We start from the raw sequence: 18,409 nt of genomic DNA, 5'->3' as shown, positions 1-18,409 counted from the left end.
GCCTCCAGTCGCCCACGCCCGGGCGGTGCCCGCCCGCCGGTCGGTCTCGGGGAGCCGCGCCGTCAGCGGTCCATCGCGGTACGCATCAGCGCCGCGTGGACATGGATCACGATGTTGGCCACCTCGTGTGCGGCCTGCCGGGACCCGCCCATCCGTCGCTGGTGCGGGGCGATCGCCTGCTCGATCACTCCGACCTCGCGCTCCGCGGCCATCTTGAAGGCGCGCAGGTGCCGGGCGTCGATCCCGAACTCCGCGAGCTTGCGCGCGGCCACGGCCACGGTCACGGCCTCACGGCCGTAGTGGTTCGTGCCGCGTCGCGGCAGGACGAGCATCTGCTTCTCCAACTCGATCAGCGCCGGCTCGCTCAGGCCGCTCGCCTCGAGCAGTTCCTCGCGGGACAGCCGGAGCTGGGGTCGGCGCTGGGCGGCGGGCCGCGGGCTCGGGTCGGCCTCGGTGTCGGCGGGCGCGGGCCGCTCGGCGGGTGCGGCCGCCAGCCGGGGTCGCGGGGTCTCCAACGCCGGCGGCTCCATCCCGCGATCCATCATGTCCAGATGCTCGCGGATCACCTTCAGCGGCAGATAGTGGTCCTTCTGCACGGTCAGGATGTAGCGCAACCGCTCCACATCGGTCTCGGTGTAGCGGCGATAGCCCGACTTGGCCCGCTCCGGCGAGACCAGCCCCTCCCCCTCCAGGAACCTGATCTTGGAGATGGTGATGTCGGGGAAGTCGTTCTTGAGCATGGCGAGCACCTGCCCGATGCTGCGCTTCTCTGCCGGCATCAGCCCACGCCGCGCGCGCTCGCGAAGTAGACCATCCGGAACTTGCCGATCTGCACCTCATCACCGGACTTCAGGGGCGCCTCACCGTCGATCAGCGCGCGGTTCACGTAGGTGCCGTTGAGGCTTCCCTGGTCCTTGACGAGTACGCCGCCCTCGGTGCGCTGGAGCTCGGCATGGTGGCGGGAGACGGTGATGTCGTCGAAGAAGATGTCGGCATCGGGGTGCCGGCCGACGCTCGTGGTGTCGCGGTCGATCAGGAAGCGCGAGCCCGATCCCGGGCCGCGGTGCACGATCAGCAGCGACGAACCCTGCGGCAGGTTCTCGATCGCCGCCTCGTCCTCCTCGGTGAGCTCGGCGAGCAGGCCCTCGTCGGCGATCTGGATGATGCGGGTGTTGTCGCCGCCGAGGGCGTCGACCTCGGTCTCGTCCGGGGCATCGGCGGGGCGCACCATCGGCTCACCACAGCGGGCGCAGAAGTTCGCCCCGTCCGGGTTGTTGTGTCCGCAGTGCGTGCAGTAAGGCATGGACTCCTTCTCCGTCCTACCCCGCGTGAGGTCTGGTCATCCTAGTGCCAGGACGCAATCAGGAGGCCACCGACTCGGCATAGGCATCCGCGTCCAGCAACTCCTCCAGCGCGGAGGTGTCTGCCACCTCGACCTCGAACAGCCAGCCGTCGCCGTACGGATCGTTGTTGACGGTCTCCGGCGCCGCGGCCAGCGTCTCGTTGACCGCCGTCACCACGCCGGCGACCGGGGTGAACAGATCGGACACGCTCTTGGTCGACTCGAGCTCCCCGACGGCATCGCCGACGGCGACCTCTTCGCCGGGTTCGGGAAGCTGGGCGAAGACGATGTCGCCGAGCTGCTCCGCGGCATAGCTGGTGATGCCGACCCGGACGATTCCGGAGTTGCCGGCCCGCGCCCACTCGTGGTCGTTGCTGTATCTCAGGTCCTCGGGGAAATCCGCCATGACCGACACCTCTTCCGCTGGGGCTGCTACCGGGCTGGGCGAGCGTACTGATTCTCGCTCGCGCTGTGCAAGGATTCCACGCGCACCTCGGACTCCCGGGTGATCGTGACGGTCCCGCCCACCTGGTCGCCCGTCACGGCACTCACCAGGCCGCCACGGAACCGGGCCCCCTCCTCGAGGTTGTTCGGATCTCCGATCGCCTCGATCACGATCGGACGGGTGATCGCGGTGCCGCCGGATGTCGGGCCGTCCGGGCCCTGCCCGAAGGCGGTGGAGGCGACGACGCGGATCGAGTTGTTGATCTCGATCGCCTCCGCCCCGGCGTCGCGCAACTCCTGGACCGCGTCCACCAGTACGGCGTCGCTGACCGCGCCGCGCGGGTCGTCGATGACGATCCGGACGCCGGGTCCGACGGCGGGCAGCGTACCGGCCAGAATGCCCAGATTCTCCTCGCGCCGGGTCGCCTCCTCGCGCGCCACCCGCTCACGATCGGCGCCGGTGCGCAGCTCCTCGCGGGTCTGCTCGAGCTCGCGCAGGTCCTCGTCGAGGCGCCGGGACTCGGCGTTCAGCCCGTCCAGGATCTGCACCAGATCGGCGCGCCTGGCGGTCGCATAGGCGTCGTCGTCGTTACGCGCCCGCAACTGGACCATGACGCCGATCGCGACCAGGCACAAGACGAGGCCGACCACGACCTGCGCGCGGCTGGGCCGCAGCAGCGATCGCCAGTCGGCGGCCGGCTCGGCGTCCGCGGCCCGGGTCGGCGCCGCGTGTTCGGGGGTGTGCGGCGCGGTGTCGATCCGCGGCAGCCGCCGGGTCTCCGCGTTCTCCTCGGGCGCGCGCTCGGCCGGGGTGTCCTCAGGCATGGAACAGCGCCCGTCGAATGGCCGCGGCATTGGTGAAGATCCGGATGCCGAGCACCACGACCACCCCGGTCGAGAGCTGACTGCCGACCCCGATCTGGTCGCCGACCCAGACAATCAGCGCCGCGATCAGCACATTCGAGACGAAGGAGACCACGAAGACGCGATCGTTGAACTTGCCGTCCAGCCAGGCGCGGAAAGCGCCGAACAGGGCGTCCAGCGCGGCAACGATCGCGATGGGCAGATAGGGCTGCAGGTACGCCGGGAGGGTCGGCTGGAGCAGCGCTCCGATCAGGATGCCGAGCGCCAGTCCGACGATCGCGATCATCGTGCCACCTCCGCTCGTTCCAGGGGCGCCTGCGGGCTGCCCGGCAAGGTGAGCTCATCGGATCCGGTGAGCTCGTAGCGCATCTGGTAGTTGTCCTTGAGATAGTTCCACAGCACGCCGCCGGACGACTGTACCCAACGGCTCTGCAGGTTCCGCGGATCGCCGATCGCCTCGACCCGGTAGGGCCGGGTCAGGGACCGGTAGTCGACGGTGATCGCGTCGCCGGCCGCTCGGATCGCGGTACGCGAACCGAGCCGGTGCCCGTTGATCGCGATCGCCTCGGCGCCGGACAGCCACAAGCCGTTGACCAGCAGTTGCAGGTCCCGGTCGAGCACCCGGTTGCTGGTGCCCTGCGCGTCCGCCGGTGCGTCATCGACGGTGATCACGAGGCCCGGCCCCCGGACGTCGACCGTCTGCGCCGCCTCGCCGTAGCGCTCCAACCGGTCCCGGGTGCGCGCGCCGGTGGCGTCGCCGGCCAGCGCCTGCTCGCGGGCGGCGTCGATCTCGTCGGTGAGCGTCCCGATCCGGGCCCGCTGGTCGGCCACGGTCTGCTCCTGCCGGGCGATCCGGTCGACCAGATCCAGCCGCTGTTGTTCGTCCGCCGGCGCCGCCCGCAGGGTCTGGGCCAGCGACAGCCCGATCATCGCGCCCGCGACGAGCAGGCAGCCGAAGACGATCAGCGCACCGCGGCGCCGCCCGGTCGTGGCCCCGGCGGACCTGCTCCCGCCGCTCGCCTCGGCGTACCCCGGTTCGATCGGCTGGTCGATGAGTTGGTTCAGCAGGTCCATCGAGGCGTCGCGGCGCCGGTCACGCGGTGGGCGTACCCGGCGGCGCAGGATCTGCGACCAGTTCGGCCCCATGTCCGCGCCTCCCTCAGTCGGTTCGCTCGCGCAGCAGCATGCGCGCCTGCGCCACATAGAGCAAACCGGCCCACCAGTACAGGCCCGTACCCCACAGCGCGAACGCCCAGCCGACGATCCGGGCGGCGACCGCCCACCCGTCGGGCACGATGGGCACCTCCCCGGAGCCGAGCAGCACCAGCGGGAAGGCGTACAGCAGGCAGAACGTCGCCGCCTTGCCCAGGAAGTGCACCGGTAGCGGCCGGTATCCGCGACCGCCGAGCAACGGGACGACGAGCACCAGCATCACGTCCCGCGCGATCAGGATCGCGACGAGCCACCACGGGATGACACCGCGCGCCGCCAACCCGACCACGATCGCGAGGATGTAGAGCCGATCCGCGATCGGGTCGAGCAGTTGGCCGAGCCTGGTCACCTGGCCCAGCCGGCGGGCGAGCCAGCCGTCCAGCCAGTCGGTCACGCCGGCGGCCGCCAGCACGGCCACCGCGAGCAGGTCGGCCCGGGGCACCAGCAGCACCCACAAGAACACGCCGACCCCGGCCAGCCGCACCATCGACAAGACATTCGGGGCGGTCCAGATCCGGTTGCTGACCTGGCGGCCGAGGCCATCGGTGTCCCCGTCGGGTGCGGGAAGCGGTGAGCCGCGGGACACCCGGCCAGCCTAGGCGATGCCGGCGCCGCGGGTGCGCATCCGGATCGCGGTTCGGTACGCCTGCAGGATCTGCGGGGCGACCTCCGACCAGTCGTAGCGGCGGGCGTGGGCGCGGCCCGCGGGCGGGGCGGGCGGCCGGTCGAGCGCCGAGACGACCGCGTCGGCGAGTGCGCGATGATCACCGGGCGGCACGGTCGCGCCGTGCGCCCGGCCGCCACCCTCCGCCAGCACCGCACGAAATGCCGGCAGATCGGAGGCGACCACGCGGGCGCCGGCCGCCAGCGCCTCGACCAGGATCAGACCGAAGCTCTCCCGCGCGAGGTTCGGCGCGACGAAGACATCGGTGCCCCGCAGCAGCGCGCTGCGTTCGGCGTCGCTGATCAGTCCGGTACGCCGCACTCCCCCGGGCAGCTTGGTCCGGCCCGGGCCGGCGACGACGATCTCGGCATCGGGGCGGGCGGCGCGGATCCGCGGCAGCGCCCGCAGGAAGACCGGCAGGCCCTTGCGTTCCTCGTCCAGTCGCCCGAGCAGCGTGACCCGCGGCGCCCGGCCGGGCTCGGCCCGCGGGCCGGCGAAGTCGGCGACGCGTACCCCGTTGGGAATGATCATCGGATCGAGCCCCAGGTGGCGCCGGACGACGGACCGGGCGCTGGAGGAGACCGCCAGGCCGAGATCGATGCGGTCGATCATGGGTCCCAGCGCGCGTCCGGCGAGGCGCATCGCGGTGCTGCCCGGGGTGGCCGTGTGGAAGGTCGCAACGACCGGGACGGCCCGCGCCTCCCGCAGGGCCAGCAGCGCGACGCTCGGCGTGACGGGCTCGTGCACGTGCAGGACATCGACCCGTTCGCGGGCCAGCCAGGCGGCGACCCGCGCATGGCTGCGCGGGCCGAAGTTCACCCGGGCGACCGACCCGTTGTAGCGCACCGGCACCCCGGCTCCGGCGCTGGCCACGAGCCGACGCAGCTCCGGGTCGGCCTCGGCGCCCAGGCGGCCCGGTGCCAGCACGCGCGGCTGGTGCCCGAGCCGGCGCAGCTCGCGTGCCAGGCCGAGGACGTGGTTCTGCACCCCGCCCGGGGCCGCGAGCGAATAGGGACAGACCAGCCCGACCCGTAGCCCACTCATCTCGTCGAGCCGGTGTCGAAGAACGGTTGCATCACGTGCCAGTCTGCCGGGTGCGCGGCAACGAACCGGGAGAACCAGTCCGCGAGGTCCTGGGTCATCGCGGCCAGTCCGGTGCGGCCGGGCCGATGCTCGATCGGGTCGGAGAACTCGATCTTCATCCCGGCCGCCGTGTAGTGACAGCCCACGCCGAGCAGTACGGCGCCGGTCCGCCGGGCGACGAGCGCGGGGCCGGCCGGCATGATCACGCGCCGCCCGTTCCAGCGCACGGCCACCCCGCCGGTGCCGAACTCGCGATCGGCCATCAGGCAGACCACCCGGCCGGCCCGGACGGCGCCGATCAGCGCGCGCACCGCTCCCGGGTCGTCGTGGGCGAGGATGTCGATGCCGAGTCCGGCGCGGATCCGGGTGAAGGCGGCGAACTCGGCCTCGCCGAGCCGTTCGGCGACCGAGCTGACGGGCAGGCCGGTGCTGGCGGCCCAGCCGCCGGCGAGATCCCAGTTGCCGCTGTGCGGCAGGGCGCAGACGACGCCCGGCCCGGCGTGCGCGAGCCGCAGCACGCGTTCGCCCTCGGGATCGGCGCTGACCCGGCCGGCGATCTGTTCGGGCCGCCAGGACGGCAGCGCGAGCACCTCCAGATAGGTACGCAGCCACGAGCGGATCGCCTGGCGACGCAGCCCGGGCCCCGGCGACTCGCCGGTCGCCAGCTCGATATTGGTCGCCCAGGTCCGCAGCGGCGCGATGTCGGAGCGCACCGCCCACTCGGCCCCCAGGTTCATGATCAGGTTCCGGACCGGGCGCGGCAGCCGGGGCACGATTCGCTCACCGGCGGCGAAGAGCCGGCGGTTGCGGGCATCGACCTGCTCGGGGGTGGCGGGCACGGGTCACTCCGCCAGGCTGCGCGCGGCCCGCCGCATCCGCAGCGCGACCGTCCAGCCGCCGAGCACCGCCAGCACGACCAGGGCCGCCGGCAGCGCCCAGGGCAGGCCGAGCCCGTGCGCCAGCATGCCGAGCAGGATGATCACGATCCGATCCGCGCGGGCGGCGGGCCCGCCGCCGCCGGTCCCGCCGAGCGATTCGGCGCGGGCCTTCAGGTACGAGATCAACTGGCCGGTGACCAGCACCGCCAACGCCAGCACGGCCCACGCCTGCTCACCGCGCAGCGCGAAGAAGATCACCACCGAACCGAAGATCGCCCCGTCGGCGACCCGGTCCAGGCTGGAGTCGAGGAAGGCCCCCCACCGGCCCACGCGATCATCCAACCGGGCCATCGCCCCGTCGATCGTGTCGGACAACGACAGCACGCCGATGATCAGTGCGCCCTGCCACAGCCAGCCCTGCGGGACCGTGATCAGCGCGGTGACGCAGACCGCGACCGTGCCGAGCCAGGTGACCACATCCGGCGCGACCCGCAGCGCCAGGAGCAGCCGGGCGATCGGGCGTACCAGACGATCGCCGAAGGCCCGCAGGTTCTCCAGCATCAGTCCGCCGCCCGCTCGGGGGGAGCGCCGAAGAGCCGCTGCCAGGCCTCGTGCAGCCGGGAGCGGGCGTCCTCCAGCAGCATCGGCAGCGGCTTGGTGTGCGCGATGATCGGCATGAAGTTCGCATCGCCGGCCCAGCGCGGCACCACGTGCTGGTGCAGGTGCGCCTGGATGCCGGCGCCGCCGACGACGCCCTGGTTGATGCCGAGGTTGAAGCCGGCGGGGCCCGACACCTCCCGGGTGACGATCATGGCCTGCTGGGTGAGCCGGGCCAGCTCGTCGGTCTCGGCATCGGTCAGGTCGGGATAGTCGGCGACATGCCGATACGGGCAGACCAGGGTGTGCCCGGGCGAGTAGGGATAGAGGTTCATCACCACATAGCAGTGCGCGCCGCGGCGTACCACCAGCCCTTCGGCGTCCGGCAGCCGCGCCGCCCGGCAGAACGGGCACTCGCGCGGGCTGTCGTCGGCCGGCTTGTCCTGCCCGTCGATGTAGACCATCCGGTGCGGCGTCCACAGCCGGGCGAAGCCGTCCGGCTCGCCCGGCAGGGTCGCCGGATCCTCACCCGCGGCCGGGTTCAACTCTCCCACCCCCGGGCCTCAGACCTGGCGCCGGTCGGCGATCGCGCCGGTGATCTCGGCGATCGCCTCGTCGACGGGTACGCCGTTGCGCTGGCTGCCGTCGCGGAACCGGAAGGACACCGCTCCCGCGTCGCGGTCCTCGCCGCCGGCGATCAACTGGAACGGCACCTTCGCCCTGGTCGCGTTCCTGATCTTCTTCTGCATCCGGTCGTCGGAGGTGTCGACCTCGACGCGTACCCCATGATCACGAAGGCGGGCGGCGACGTCTTGCAGGTAGCCGTCGAACTCGGCCGCGACCGGGATGCCGACCACCTGCACGGGCGCGAGCCAGGGCGGGAAGGCGCCGGCATAGTGCTCGACCAGCACGCCGATGAACCGCTCGATCGAGCCGAACTTCGCCGAGTGGATCATCACGGGCTGCCGGCGGGTGCCGTCGGCGTCGACGTATTCCAGGTTGAACCGGTCGGGCGAGGGCTGGTTGAAGTCGTACTGGATGGTCGACATCTGCCAGGTACGCCCGATCGCGTCGCGGGCCTGGATGCTGATCTTGGGCCCGTAGTAGGCGGCGCCGCCCGGGTCGGGCACGAGCTCCAAGCCCGAGGCGGTGGCCACATCGGCCAGCACCTGCGTGGCGATCGCCCAGTCCTCGTCGGACCCGATGAACTTGTCGGGCTTGGAGTCGTCGCGGGTGGACAGCTCCAGGTAGAAGTCGTCCAGACCGAAATCGCGCAGCAGGCCGAGCACGAAGTCCAGCAGATGCTGCACCTCGGCCGGCGCCTGCTCGGGGGTGACATAGGAGTGCGAATCGTCCTGGGAGAAGCCGCGTACCCGGGTCAGCCCGTGGATCACGCCCGACTTCTCGTTGCGGTAGACGTGCCCGAACTCGAACAACCGGATCGGCAGGTCCCGGTAGGAACGCTGCTGGGAGCGGTAGATCAGGTTGTGCATCGGGCAGTTCATCGCCTTCAGCCGGTAGTCCTGGCCGTCCACGTCGAGCGCCGGGAACATGCCCTCGCCGTAGTAGGGCAGGTGGCCCGAGGTGTGGAACAGCTCCTCCTTGGCGATGTGCGGCGTACCGACGTAGTCGAAGCCCGCATCGAGGTGGCGCTGCCGGACGTAGTCCTCCATCTCGCGCTTGATCACCCCGCCCTTGGCGTGGAAGACCGGCAGGCCGGAGCCGATCTCCTCGGGGAAGGAGAACAGGTCCAACTCGCGGCCGAGCCGGCGGTGGTCGCGCTTGGCGGCCTCCTCCAGCCGGTGCTGGTACGCCTTGAGCTCCTCGCGGCTCGGCCAGGCGGTGCCATAGATGCGCTGCAGTTGCGGGTTCTTCTCGCTGCCACGCCAGTAGGCCGCGGCGGTGCGGGTCAGCGCGTACGCCGGGATGTAACCGGTGTGCGGCACGTGCGGCCCGCGGCACAGGTCGGACCAGGCTCGTGAGTCGTCGCGATTCAGGTTGTCGTAGATGGTCAGTTGCCCCGTGCCGACCTCGACGGAGCTGCCGTCGTCGTCGGAGGTGGCGCCCTTCAGCCCGATCAGCTCGAGCTTGTACGGCTCGTCGGCCAGCTCCGCGCGCGCCTCGTCGTCGCTCACCTCGCGGCGGGCGAACCGCTGCCGCGCCTTGATGATCTTGGTCATCGACTTCTCCAGCCCCTTGAGATCATCGGGGGTGAAGGGTTCGGCGACGTCGAAGTCGTAGTAGAAGCCGTCGGTGATCGGCGGGCCGATGCCGAGCTTGGCGTCCGGATGGGCGTCCTGGACGGCCTGGGCGAGCACGTGCGCGGCGGAGTGCCGGACGATCGCCAGGCCCTCGGGCTCGTCGATCCGGATGGGCTCGACCCGCTCGCCCCCGGCGAGCTCGCGGGCGAGGTCGCGCTGCTCGCCGTCGACCCGCATGGCGACGATCGTCTTGTCGTCGCCGAACAGGTCGAGGCCGGTCGTCGTGGTGGTCAGCTCCCGGACGTCGTCGTCTCCGTCGCGTACCAGGGTGATCTGCACCGACACTGCGCTTCCTCTCTCGGGATCCCGCGGGCTGTTCCCACCGGCGTCGCAATGCCCCATCATGCCGCACCGGTGCGGGCGCGGTCGCCACGGTTTCCGGTGGGCCGAGAGCGGCTCAGCGACCGAACAGGCGGCCGAACAATCCCGTCGGGCGGCGGGGTGTCTTCGGGTCGTAGCCCGCGCCGGCACCGAGTCCGGTCGTCGGGAAGGCCGGGTCGGCGAGCTCCTCGCGGCCGGCTTCGTCGTTCACCGCGGCAGGCTGACGGCGCGCGGTGTCGCGCGGGCCGTGGTGGTGGAGAAATGGGTGAGGCCCCGCCAAGTATGAGTTGGCGGGGCCTCTGGGTGACCCGCGGTGAGGCTGCGGACCGCGCCGGGGGGAATCGGATCTGCAGCCCCCTCACGGGCCACACCCTCCGCCGAAGCTTCGGGTAGGACCAATTCCCGGTCCTTTGCAGTTCCTCCGAGGAGGAACGTGAGACATGTCTACGCCCCGCAATCGCAGTTCTGCAAGGGGTTTCGGGAAATTCGGAGGACGAATCCTGCCGTCCACAGGCTTTCCCACCGCGGATGGATGGTTGTCCACCGTTCGCGCGGGGTTGACCACAGGTTCATCCACAGGTCATCCGTTGGTACGCCGGAGTGGCAGCCTCTCGGCGTGGCGCCGTGCATCCCCGCCCCGAAGGTGGTCGCATGGTGTCGGCCCCGCTACGTATGAGGTTGCGGGGCCCCTTGCTTTCCCCGCTGCGGTTCGTCGGGCCTCGGGCTCTCGGGCCGCCCCGCTCAGCGCAGCAGCTCGGCGATCTCGTCGTACCCGCGGCGCTCCGCGTGCTGCAGCGCGGTCACCCCGTCGGCGTCGGGGATGGCCGGGTCGGCGCCCGCGTCGAGCAGGATCTTCACCACCTGCTGGTGCCGCTCTCCCCCGTCGCCGAGAATGACGGCCTCCAGCAGCGCGGTCCAGCCCAGGTCGTTGACATGGTCGAGGTCGACCTCGGTGCGGACCACGCGTCGCAGGTAGTCGACGTGGCCGCGCTCGGCGGCGGGGATCGGCGACAGTCCGCCGAACCGGTTGGTCGCGGTCAGGTCGGGATCGGCCGGCAGGAGAATTTCCAGCATCTGCACGCTGCCGGTCACCCCGGTCACCAGCCACGGCGTGTCCGAGCGGTCGTCGACGGCGTCCGGGTCGGCGCCGAGGTAGGTCAGCAGCCGGGCCACCTGCGTGCTGTCGGCCGCGGCGGCGACGAGCAGCGGGGTCTGGCCACGGTCGTTGCGGGCCTCGAGCTCTGCGCCGCCGCGCAGGGCGAGCGCGGCCGCATCCGCGTCGTCACCGGCTGCCGCATCCAGCAGGCGGCGATTCGCCTCGGCCCGCGACACCCGGCCCTGGGATGCCGCCGCGTCGATCAGCTCGGCCTGGGCGTCCAGACCGCTCTCCCGGGCGAGCTCCAGCGGAGACCGATCGTCGCGCCGTGAGCGCAGGGTCACGTCGCCGCCGGCAGCGACCAGGACGCGAACGGTGTCGACGTAGTCGCGCTCGTCGCCGCGCGCTTCCCCGCCGGCCCGCTCGGCGAACACCAGCGCCTCGTGCAGCCCGGTCCAGCCGAGCCGGTTCACGTGATCGATGTCGACTCCACGCTGGATCAGCTCACCGACGATGTCGGCGTGACCGCGCTCCGCGGCGCGGATCAGGCCCGTGCCGCGGTAGGAGTCGAGGCTGGCGACGTCGGCGCCGTGGTCGAGGGTGAGGCGGAGCAGCTCGGAGAAGCCCTCGGAGGTGGCGATCAGGTACGCGCTCTGCTCGGTGGCGTCCTTGGCGTTGACGTCCGCGCCGCGCTCGACCAGGTCCTGGGCGGCATCCACGTCGTTCGCCCAGGCGGCTCGGATCAGATCGTCGTCGAGTGCCGGATCGCGCACGGCGCTGGCCTCCCTTGTCGGTGTCGGAGTCGGGGTCGGGGTCTCGGTGGTGGGCTGGGTCGGGTCCGGACCGCTCCGGCTGACCGACGGCGAGACGGTCGGCACCGCGGGGGCGGTCGGTTCCGGCCCGGCGCTGGGCGCGGCACACGCACCGAGCACCACGGCCACGGCAGCCACCGCGACCGGTGCCGGCCTCGGGCGCATCAGGTACCTCCGTGCAGATTGACCGCCGCCGCCCGGCTGGTCACGGCATGATCGCGGAGCAGGCCGGCCGCCACCTCCGCGTCGCCGGCCGCGATCGCATCGGTGATCGCCACGTGCTCGGCGTGGATCGCGCGGGGGTCGGTGTGTTGCCGCTGCAGCCAGCGCAGGCGGGGCCCGATCAGGGCGAGCAGCTCGGTGGTGACCCCGGGGCGCGCGCGGGCGCTCAGCACCTCGTGGAAGCGCGCGTTGCCGTCGCTCGCCGCCGCGGTGTCGCCGTTGGCGATGGCCGTCGCGGTCTCGGCAAGGACGACGCGCAGCGCGGTGACGTCACCCTCGCTCGCCTCACGCGCGAGTCTGGTCACCAGCAGGGTTTCCAGGGCGGCGTTGGCGGCAACCAGCTCGTCGATCTCGTCGGCGGTGTAGGCCCGGACGGCGATACCGCCGGTCGCCCGCTGTTCGGCGTACCCGGCGGCGACCAGCTCGCGCAGCGCCTCGCGTACCGGCACGCGGGAGACGGCCAGCTCCGCGCCGAGCGTGCGCTCCACCAGCCGGTCCCCCGGGGACAGGTCGCCGGAGATGATCTTGTCCCGGATGGCATCCCGGGCCTCGGCCACGACGGCGGCGGTTCTCGGCACGACACCGATGGTATACCACCCGCTCCGAGCGCGTGATCTCTCATCTGGTTGCGGCAGGTTCTCAGACGCACCGTGCGGATACCTCGAGGTCGGGTCGATCACACTGGACGTCCTGACCAAGATCGAGTTGGTGCGGGCCCAGGTCGGAGCCGGAGTTGCGTACCGCCCAAGAAAAAGAACCCCTGGCCTGACCAAGGGTTCTCTGCTGTGGGCGATACTGGGTTCGAACCAGTGACCTCTTCGGTGTGAACGAAGCGCGCTACCACTGCGCCAATCGCCCGGGCGAGCGCCAAGACTAGCGCACGTCCTCGGGCTGCGGAAATCGCCGAGTGATCAACTCGCTGCCCGGCTGTTGCGGGTCAGGAGGTTCTGGGTGTTCCTCGTCGAGCAATTCACGGACTCGTTCGGTGGTGCGTCGGGCTCGGCGGGTTGTGGTGACGATTGCGATGACCACAACGAGTGCTCCGGCCGCGGTGATGACCCACCACCCGGGGCGAGAGGCCGCTGGTAGTGATGTGGCCACTGCGCGCAGGTTGATGCGGTTGACGACGACGGCGCCCACGATGGCGACGCCGAGTGCTTGGCCGACCTGGCGGCCGGTTGATGCGACTGCAGACGCAACGGCCGCCTGGCTCTTCGGCATCCCAGCAACCGCGGCGTTGGTGATCGGCGCGTTGAGCATGCCGAACCCGATGCCGAACACGACGAAGGACGTCAGGAGCACCAACAGCGACGTGTGCTGGTGCAGGCGGGTGAGCAGCGCGGCGGAGATCGCCACGCAGCAGCCGCTGATCGCCAGCGGGATCCGCGGGCCATGGCGTGCTGCCAGCCGACCCGACAGGGGGGCAACGATCAGCACCATCGCCGCGATCGGCAGCATCAACGCGCCAGCACTGGCGGGTGAAAGACCGCGGGCATCCTGCAGGTAGAACGTCACCACCCACAGGTAACCGGCGGTGCCGCCCATGCCGATCAGAGCGATGAGGATGGCACCGGAGAACGGTGCGCTGCGGAAGAACAGCGGGTCGACGACTGGCTCGGGGACGCGGCCCTCCCACCACACCAGCGCGGCGGCACACACCAGGACGATCACTGCCAGGACGATGATCCGAGCCGATGCCCACCCCAGCGAGTTGCCCTCGATGATGGCGTACGTCAACGCCAGCAAGATCACGATGACCAGTGCTTGCCCGATCGCGTCAAACCGGCGTCGGGTTGGTGACTTGGACTCCGGAACGGCCCACGCGCACAGCCCGATCGCTATCACACCGATCGGGATGTTCACCCAGAAGATCGATCGCCAACCGGCGTGTTGGACCAGGAAACCGCCCAGCACCGGGCCGATCGCCATGCTCAGCCCGTAGACCCCGCTCCAGATACCGAAGGCGTGGGCTCGGCGACGGGCGTCGGGGTAGACCTGCGTGACGATTGCTATCGCGACGGGATTCATCATCGAGCCGCCCAGCGCCTGGACGACCCGGGACCCGATGAGCCAACCGATGGTGGGCGCCGCGGCGCACAACGCCGAAGCGATCGTGAAGACGGCCAGACCTGTTTGCAACGTCAGCCGCCGTCCCCATCGGTCCGCTGTCGCACCCGCCGTCAGCAAGAAGGCGCCCAGGACCAGCTGATAGGCATCCACCGTCCACTGTGCGGACGAGAACGAGGCGTGCATGTCTTGCCGGATCTGTGGCAGCCCGATCGTGACGATCGTATTGTCCACGCCGACGATCAGCAGGCTCAGACAACAGATACCGAGCACGAGACCGGGCCGCACGAGACGCGTGGTACGAGGCATGCCTTCATCGTCACCAGAGGCTGACCGGTTGGTCCAACAATGATTCCGTATCGGTATCGATACCGTTTGCGGATCGTCTACGATGAGGTGTGCCCGAGACGCTCGACATCGTCACCATGCGTAGCTTGGTCGCCGTTGCCCAGTGCGGCGGCTTTCACAAGGCGGCTCGGGTTCTTCACCTCACTCAGGCTGCCGTCAGCCGACACGTTCAGCGTCTGGAGGACACCCTCAAGGTGCAGCTGGTGACCCGCGAAGGTCGGGCGATCCGATTCACCCAGGACGGCGAACGCTTCCTCACGCACGCGACACGAATCCTCGAAGCACACGACGCCGCCCTGGACGACTTCATCGACCGCACCCAGACCGTCACGATCGGGGCGATGGACCACGCCGTCGACATCCTCCTTCCGGCTCTGGTGCATCAGCTACGAGCAGCCCTGCCACGGAAGAACATCCAGCTACGACTCGGGCGCAGCGCGCGATTGCGCGACGCCGTCAACCGCAACCAGCTCGACGCGGCACTCGTTCTCGAAAGACTCACCAGCGACCCCACCGAGATCGGAGCGATTCCCACCCAATGGGTCGCCGGGCGAGAGCTCGCAACCGCCGAACACCCCCCAAGGCGCCGCGTACCGCTCGTCCTGTTCGACCACGACTGCGGCCTGCGCCGCGGCGCGATAGACACCATCGCCGCAGCCGGCCTGCGCTACGACATCAGTGCAGAATCACCCGACCTGGCCGGGATTCAAGCGGCGGTACGCACCAATCTCGGCTACACCCTGTTACCCGCCCTCGGCCGGCTTCCCGACAGCATTTACGCGGTCTCTGGCTTGCCCGAGCCGCCCGGCGTCGTGATGAGAACACAGACAGCCACCCACGTCACAGACACCGATGCCCGCACCATCCGCGACGTGGTCCAGGACGTGCTCGCCCTGCACCACGCCTGACTGATCACCGCTCGCCTGCCTCGCGCATACACCTAGCCGTCGACCTCCAGCCGCCGCGGACCCGGCCCCTGCTGGGACAGCTCGTCGTCGGGATTCAGCAGCTTGCAGGCGCTCATCGACAGGCAGCCACAACCGATGCAACCGTTCAGTTCGCGTTCCAGGCGTTCGATCTGGTGGCGGCGTTGGGCCAGGGTCGCGCGCCAGACCTTCGACACCCGCCGCCAGTCGCGGGCGGTCGGCTGGCGATCCATCGGCAGCTCGCCGAACGCCTGCTGCACGTCGGCGAGCGGGATCCCCAGCCGCTTGGCGACCACGATCAGCGAGATCCGCCGCACCATGTGGCGGTGATAGCGGCGCTGGTTCCCGACCGTACGCGTGGCCACGATCAACCCGAGCTGCTCGTAGTAGTGCAGCGCCGACTTCGCCACGCCGGTCCGCCCGGCGATCTCGCCGATGCTCAACAGGTCGCTGGGATGTGGATGCCCCTCCATGATCGAATCTTCGCGCTGTTCGGCCCTTGATCTCAAGTCCACTTGAGTTTCTAGGTTTGCTGCATGACCTCGGAATCCCCATCCGTCCACGCCCCACGCAGCGACTCCCCGCGCTTCACCGATCTCTTCCGTGACGGCAATGCCGGCGCCGTCGGCATCCTGGCCGGCGGCTTCCTGCTGGCCGCGATCACGATGTTCGTCACCACGGCCCTGATGCCCTCGGTCGTCGCCGAGATCGGTGGTCGGGAGCTGTACGCCTGGCCGACGACGATCTATGTCGTCGTCTCGATCATCGGCGTGATGGGCGTCGGCCAGGCCCTGGCCAGGCTCGGGGCCGTCGGCGCGTACCTGCTCGCCTTCGCCACCTACCTCGTCGGTGGGATCGTCTGCACGCTCGCGCCGACGATGCCGGTGCTGCTCGCCGGCCGCGCCGTCGTCGGGCTGGGCGGCGGGCTGCTGTCCGGGCTCGGGTACGCCCTGGTCCGCACCGTGCTTCCGCAACGCCTGTGGGGAATGGCCACCGGGCTGATCTCGGCGATGTTCGGCGTCGGCACGCTCGTCGGGCCGGTCCTCGGCGGCCTCTTCGCCCAGTTCGACGCCTGGCGGCTGGCCTTCGCGATGATCGCGCTGGCCGGCCTTGCTCTCGGGTTCGTCGCGCCGCGGGCACTGCGCGGGCACGGTCGCACCGGGCAGGTCGAGCCGTTCCCGCTCGGCTCGGTCGCGCTGCTGACCGCCGCGGTGGCCGCGCTGAGCGTCGCCTCGATCACCGAGGGTGCGGCGCGGGTCGCGCTGCTCGCCGCGGCCGCGGTCCTGCTCGTCGCCTTCGTCGCCTGGGACCGCCGGGCCCGCTCCTCGGTACTGCCGGACTCCACCTATCGGCCGGGATCGCCGATGCGCTGGCTGATGCTGACCAATGCGATGCTGACCATTGCCGTCGTCAGCGAGGCCTTCACGCCGCTGTTCGGCCAGAGCATGGCCGGCCTCGCCCCGGTGGTCGCCGGCTTCTTCGGTGCCGCGGTCTCGGTCGGCTGGTCGTTCTTCGGCCTGCTCGGCGCCCGCGCCGCGACCCCGCGGTCGCGCTCGGCACTGTTGATCATCGGGCCCGGCCTGTTGGCAGCGGGCTTCCTCGGCGCCGCGCTCACCCAGCGCGAGCCGGCGGGGCCCGGCCTGGCGATCGTCTGGTTCGTGTTGTTGGTGATCGCCGGCGCCGGCATCGGCTTCGGCTTCCCCGTGCTCAGCTACGCGACGATGAGCAATGTCACCGATGCGGCAGAGGCCGGCAAGGCGGCCGCCACCATCCCGTTGGTCGGCCTGGCCGCACAGAGCCTCGGGGCCGCCCTCGCCGGCGTCCTGGTCAACGCCGGCCTGCCGTCCATGCCGCAGGCCGCGATCAACCTCTTCGTCGGGCTGGCCGTCCTGGCGGCACTCGGCGTGGTGACGGCCCTGGCAGCGGTACGCCGCCGCGCCGTCGCCGAGTAGCCGCTCAGGCGGGATCGGGCTCGTCGACCGAACGGCGCGCGAACTCCTCGGCGATCGCGGCGGTCACCGGTCCGACCGGATAGCTGTGCTCGTCCCAGGCGACGATCGGGTGCACGTCGCGCAGCGAGCCGGTGAGGAAGACCTCGTCGGCCCGCTGCGCGGCGGCGAGGTCGATGTCCTCCTCCACCGCGCCGGACTGCTCGATCACGCAGGCCCGGGTGATGCCGGCCAGCGGACCCGCGGCCAGCGTCGGCGTGATCACGCGGTCGCCGAAGACGAGGAAGATGTTCGACCCGGACGCCTCGCAGACCTGGCCACGGGTGTTGCAGAACAGCGCCTCCCCGGCGCCGTGATCATGGGCGTACGCCAGGGCGCGAACATTGCCGGCGTACGACGTCGTCTTGATCCCCGACAGCGGGTCGTCGGGGTTGCGGGTCCAGGGCACGGTGACGATCCGCCCCGGTTCGCTGGTGCGCGCCGCCGGACCGGCTGCGACGATCAGCCGCGGCGGCCCGTACGCGGCATTGCTGCTGAGCGGCCCGATGCCGCCCGTCCAGGTGATCCGGAGCCGTCCGAACTCGAAGTCCCGCCCCGCCAGGACGGCGGCGATACCCTCGCGTACCGCCGACTCCTCGGGCGTCGGCAGGCCGAGAACCTTGGCGGAGTTCTCCAACCGGCGGACGTGCCGGCCGATCGCGAACGCGCCCCACGGCTCGATCTTCAGGGTTTCGAAGACGCCGTCGCCGGCGACCAGCCCATGATCATCGGCGGGCACGGTCGCGTCGGCGGCATCGGCGTACAGCGTGCCGTCGATCCAGACACGCGGGCGGGCTTCACTCACCCGCCCATGCTGCCACGGCGACGACCGTCAGCGCGGCTCGAGCACGAAGATCGGGATCTTGCGATCGGTCTTGGTCTGGTACTCCGCATAGGGCGGGTACGCCGCGACGGATCGGTCCCACCAGGTTCGGTACTCCTCGGGGTCGTCCACCAGCCGCGCCCGCACCGGGAAGGTGTCGCTGCCGTCCATCAGCTCGATGTCGGGGTGGGCGACCAGGTTGTTGAACCACACCGGATTCTCCGGCGAACCGCCCTTGCTCGCCACGGCCGCGTAGTTTCCGTCGGCCTCGACCCGCATCACGGGCACCCGCCGAAGCTCGCCGGTCTTCGCTCCCTGCTGGTTCATCACCACGACGGCCATCCCCTTCACGCTGGCCGCCGCTGTGTCGCCCGCGGCGTCGATGTCCGCCAGTTGCTTGCGCACCCACTCCCACTGTCCCATGCACCCGACGCTAGCGCGCTGGTTTGTGCGCGGCCAGA

21 protein-coding genes and 1 tRNA gene are annotated in these 18,409 nt (G+C 70.8%); 2 read left to right on the top strand and 20 right to left on the bottom strand.

Annotation, left to right across the window (positions count from 1 at the left end):
• Positions 1-62: 62 nt before the first annotated feature.
• The 17 genes from ftsR to GGQ54_RS16055 form a co-directional block, all read right to left on the bottom strand.
• Positions 63-779, bottom strand: coding sequence for a transcriptional regulator FtsR (gene ftsR, locus GGQ54_RS16130; protein WP_179446275.1), 717 nt, complete (start codon positions 777-779; stop codon positions 63-65).
• Positions 779-1,303 carry an FHA domain-containing protein gene (locus GGQ54_RS16125; RefSeq protein ID WP_179446274.1) on the bottom strand — a complete coding sequence of 175 codons (525 nt, stop codon included), beginning with the start codon at positions 1,301-1,303 and terminating at the stop codon, positions 779-781. The genes ftsR and GGQ54_RS16125 overlap by 1 nt, the downstream gene beginning before the upstream one ends.
• A 58-nt stretch (positions 1,304-1,361) precedes the next feature.
• Entirely contained in the window at positions 1,362-1,748 is a 387-nt protein-coding gene (gene gcvH / locus GGQ54_RS16120) for a glycine cleavage system protein GcvH (protein ID WP_179446273.1), read from the bottom strand.
• Between the two features lie 26 nt (positions 1,749-1,774).
• Positions 1,775-2,611 carry a DUF881 domain-containing protein gene (locus tag GGQ54_RS16115; protein ID WP_179446272.1) on the bottom strand — a complete coding sequence of 279 codons (837 nt, stop codon included), beginning with the start codon at positions 2,609-2,611 and terminating at the stop codon, positions 1,775-1,777.
• Positions 2,604-2,936, bottom strand: a complete 333-nt coding sequence (locus GGQ54_RS16110) for a small basic family protein (protein ID WP_179446271.1) — start codon at positions 2,934-2,936, stop codon at positions 2,604-2,606. The genes GGQ54_RS16115 and GGQ54_RS16110 overlap by 8 nt, the downstream gene beginning before the upstream one ends.
• Positions 2,933-3,796: a DUF881 domain-containing protein gene (locus GGQ54_RS16105; RefSeq protein ID WP_179446270.1), complete on the bottom strand. Its 864-nt coding sequence runs from the start codon at positions 3,794-3,796 to the stop codon at positions 2,933-2,935. Before GGQ54_RS16105 ends, GGQ54_RS16110 begins: the two co-directional genes overlap by 4 nt.
• A gap of 13 nt (positions 3,797-3,809) precedes the next feature.
• Complete coding sequence (gene clsA, locus GGQ54_RS16100) at positions 3,810-4,376, bottom strand: cardiolipin synthase ClsA (RefSeq protein WP_343046029.1); 567 nt, start codon at positions 4,374-4,376, stop codon at positions 3,810-3,812.
• Positions 4,377-4,457: 81 nt separating this feature from the next.
• Positions 4,458-5,570 (bottom strand): glycosyltransferase family 4 protein, encoded by a 1,113-nt coding sequence (locus tag GGQ54_RS16095; protein ID WP_179446269.1) that lies wholly within the window; start codon positions 5,568-5,570, stop codon positions 4,458-4,460.
• Positions 5,567-6,448 carry a phosphatidylinositol mannoside acyltransferase gene (locus tag GGQ54_RS16090; RefSeq protein WP_179446268.1) on the bottom strand — a complete coding sequence of 294 codons (882 nt, stop codon included), beginning with the start codon at positions 6,446-6,448 and terminating at the stop codon, positions 5,567-5,569. The genes GGQ54_RS16095 and GGQ54_RS16090 overlap by 4 nt, the downstream gene beginning before the upstream one ends.
• A 3-nt stretch (positions 6,449-6,451) precedes the next feature.
• The gene (gene pgsA, locus GGQ54_RS16085; RefSeq protein WP_179446267.1) at positions 6,452-7,048 is read right to left on the bottom strand and encodes a phosphatidylinositol phosphate synthase; all 597 of its coding nucleotides are present in this window, start codon (positions 7,046-7,048) and stop codon (positions 6,452-6,454) included.
• Complete coding sequence (locus GGQ54_RS16080; RefSeq protein WP_246293530.1) at positions 7,048-7,629, bottom strand: HIT family protein; 582 nt, start codon at positions 7,627-7,629, stop codon at positions 7,048-7,050. The genes pgsA and GGQ54_RS16080 overlap by 1 nt, the downstream gene beginning before the upstream one ends.
• An 18-nt stretch (positions 7,630-7,647) precedes the next feature.
• Complete coding sequence (gene thrS / locus GGQ54_RS16075; protein ID WP_179446672.1) at positions 7,648-9,687, bottom strand: threonine--tRNA ligase; 2,040 nt, start codon at positions 9,685-9,687, stop codon at positions 7,648-7,650.
• A gap of 55 nt (positions 9,688-9,742) precedes the next feature.
• Positions 9,743-9,877 (bottom strand): hypothetical protein, encoded by a 135-nt coding sequence (locus tag GGQ54_RS17515; RefSeq protein WP_281370025.1) that lies wholly within the window; start codon positions 9,875-9,877, stop codon positions 9,743-9,745.
• 530 nt (positions 9,878-10,407) lie between these two features.
• Positions 10,408-11,739, bottom strand: coding sequence for an ankyrin repeat domain-containing protein (locus tag GGQ54_RS16070; protein WP_179446266.1), 1,332 nt, complete (start codon positions 11,737-11,739; stop codon positions 10,408-10,410).
• On the bottom strand, positions 11,739-12,374 hold the full coding sequence (locus GGQ54_RS16065) for an FCD domain-containing protein (protein WP_179446265.1): 636 nt from the start codon (positions 12,372-12,374) through the stop codon (positions 11,739-11,741). The genes GGQ54_RS16070 and GGQ54_RS16065 overlap by 1 nt, the downstream gene beginning before the upstream one ends.
• Before the next feature lie 208 nt (positions 12,375-12,582).
• A tRNA-Val gene (locus tag GGQ54_RS16060) sits at positions 12,583-12,654 on the bottom strand.
• 15 nt (positions 12,655-12,669) lie between these two features.
• A complete protein-coding gene (locus GGQ54_RS16055; RefSeq protein ID WP_179446264.1) occupies positions 12,670-14,172 on the bottom strand; it encodes an MFS transporter in 1,503 nt (500 codons plus the stop codon).
• Between the two features lie 89 nt (positions 14,173-14,261).
• Between GGQ54_RS16055 and GGQ54_RS16050 the strand changes: the two genes are divergently transcribed.
• On the top strand, positions 14,262-15,119 hold the full coding sequence (locus GGQ54_RS16050) for a LysR substrate-binding domain-containing protein (protein ID WP_179446263.1): 858 nt from the start codon (positions 14,262-14,264) through the stop codon (positions 15,117-15,119).
• A 32-nt stretch (positions 15,120-15,151) separates the two neighbouring features.
• Here the strand turns inward: GGQ54_RS16050 and soxR are convergent, their stop codons facing one another.
• Positions 15,152-15,610, bottom strand: coding sequence for a redox-sensitive transcriptional activator SoxR (soxR, locus tag GGQ54_RS16045; RefSeq protein ID WP_179446262.1), 459 nt, complete (start codon positions 15,608-15,610; stop codon positions 15,152-15,154).
• 63 nt (positions 15,611-15,673) lie between these two features.
• Between soxR and GGQ54_RS16040 the strand changes: the two genes are divergently transcribed.
• Entirely contained in the window at positions 15,674-17,089 is a 1,416-nt protein-coding gene (locus GGQ54_RS16040) for an MFS transporter (RefSeq protein ID WP_179446261.1), read from the top strand.
• A gap of 4 nt (positions 17,090-17,093) precedes the next feature.
• Here the strand turns inward: GGQ54_RS16040 and GGQ54_RS16035 are convergent, their stop codons facing one another.
• On the bottom strand, positions 17,094-17,930 hold the full coding sequence (locus GGQ54_RS16035; protein ID WP_179446260.1) for an aminotransferase class IV: 837 nt from the start codon (positions 17,928-17,930) through the stop codon (positions 17,094-17,096).
• Between the two features lie 27 nt (positions 17,931-17,957).
• Complete coding sequence (locus tag GGQ54_RS16030) at positions 17,958-18,371, bottom strand: nitroreductase family deazaflavin-dependent oxidoreductase (protein WP_179446259.1); 414 nt, start codon at positions 18,369-18,371, stop codon at positions 17,958-17,960.
• Between the last annotated feature and the right edge of the window lie 38 nt (positions 18,372-18,409).

The sequence above is a fragment of the Naumannella cuiyingiana genome (assembly GCF_013408305.1).
GTDB classification, from domain to species: Bacteria; Actinomycetota; Actinomycetes; order Propionibacteriales; family Propionibacteriaceae; genus Naumannella; species Naumannella cuiyingiana.
The sequence above is the reverse complement of the archived record's forward strand: the minus strand, read 5'-3'. Positions and strand labels throughout refer to the sequence as shown.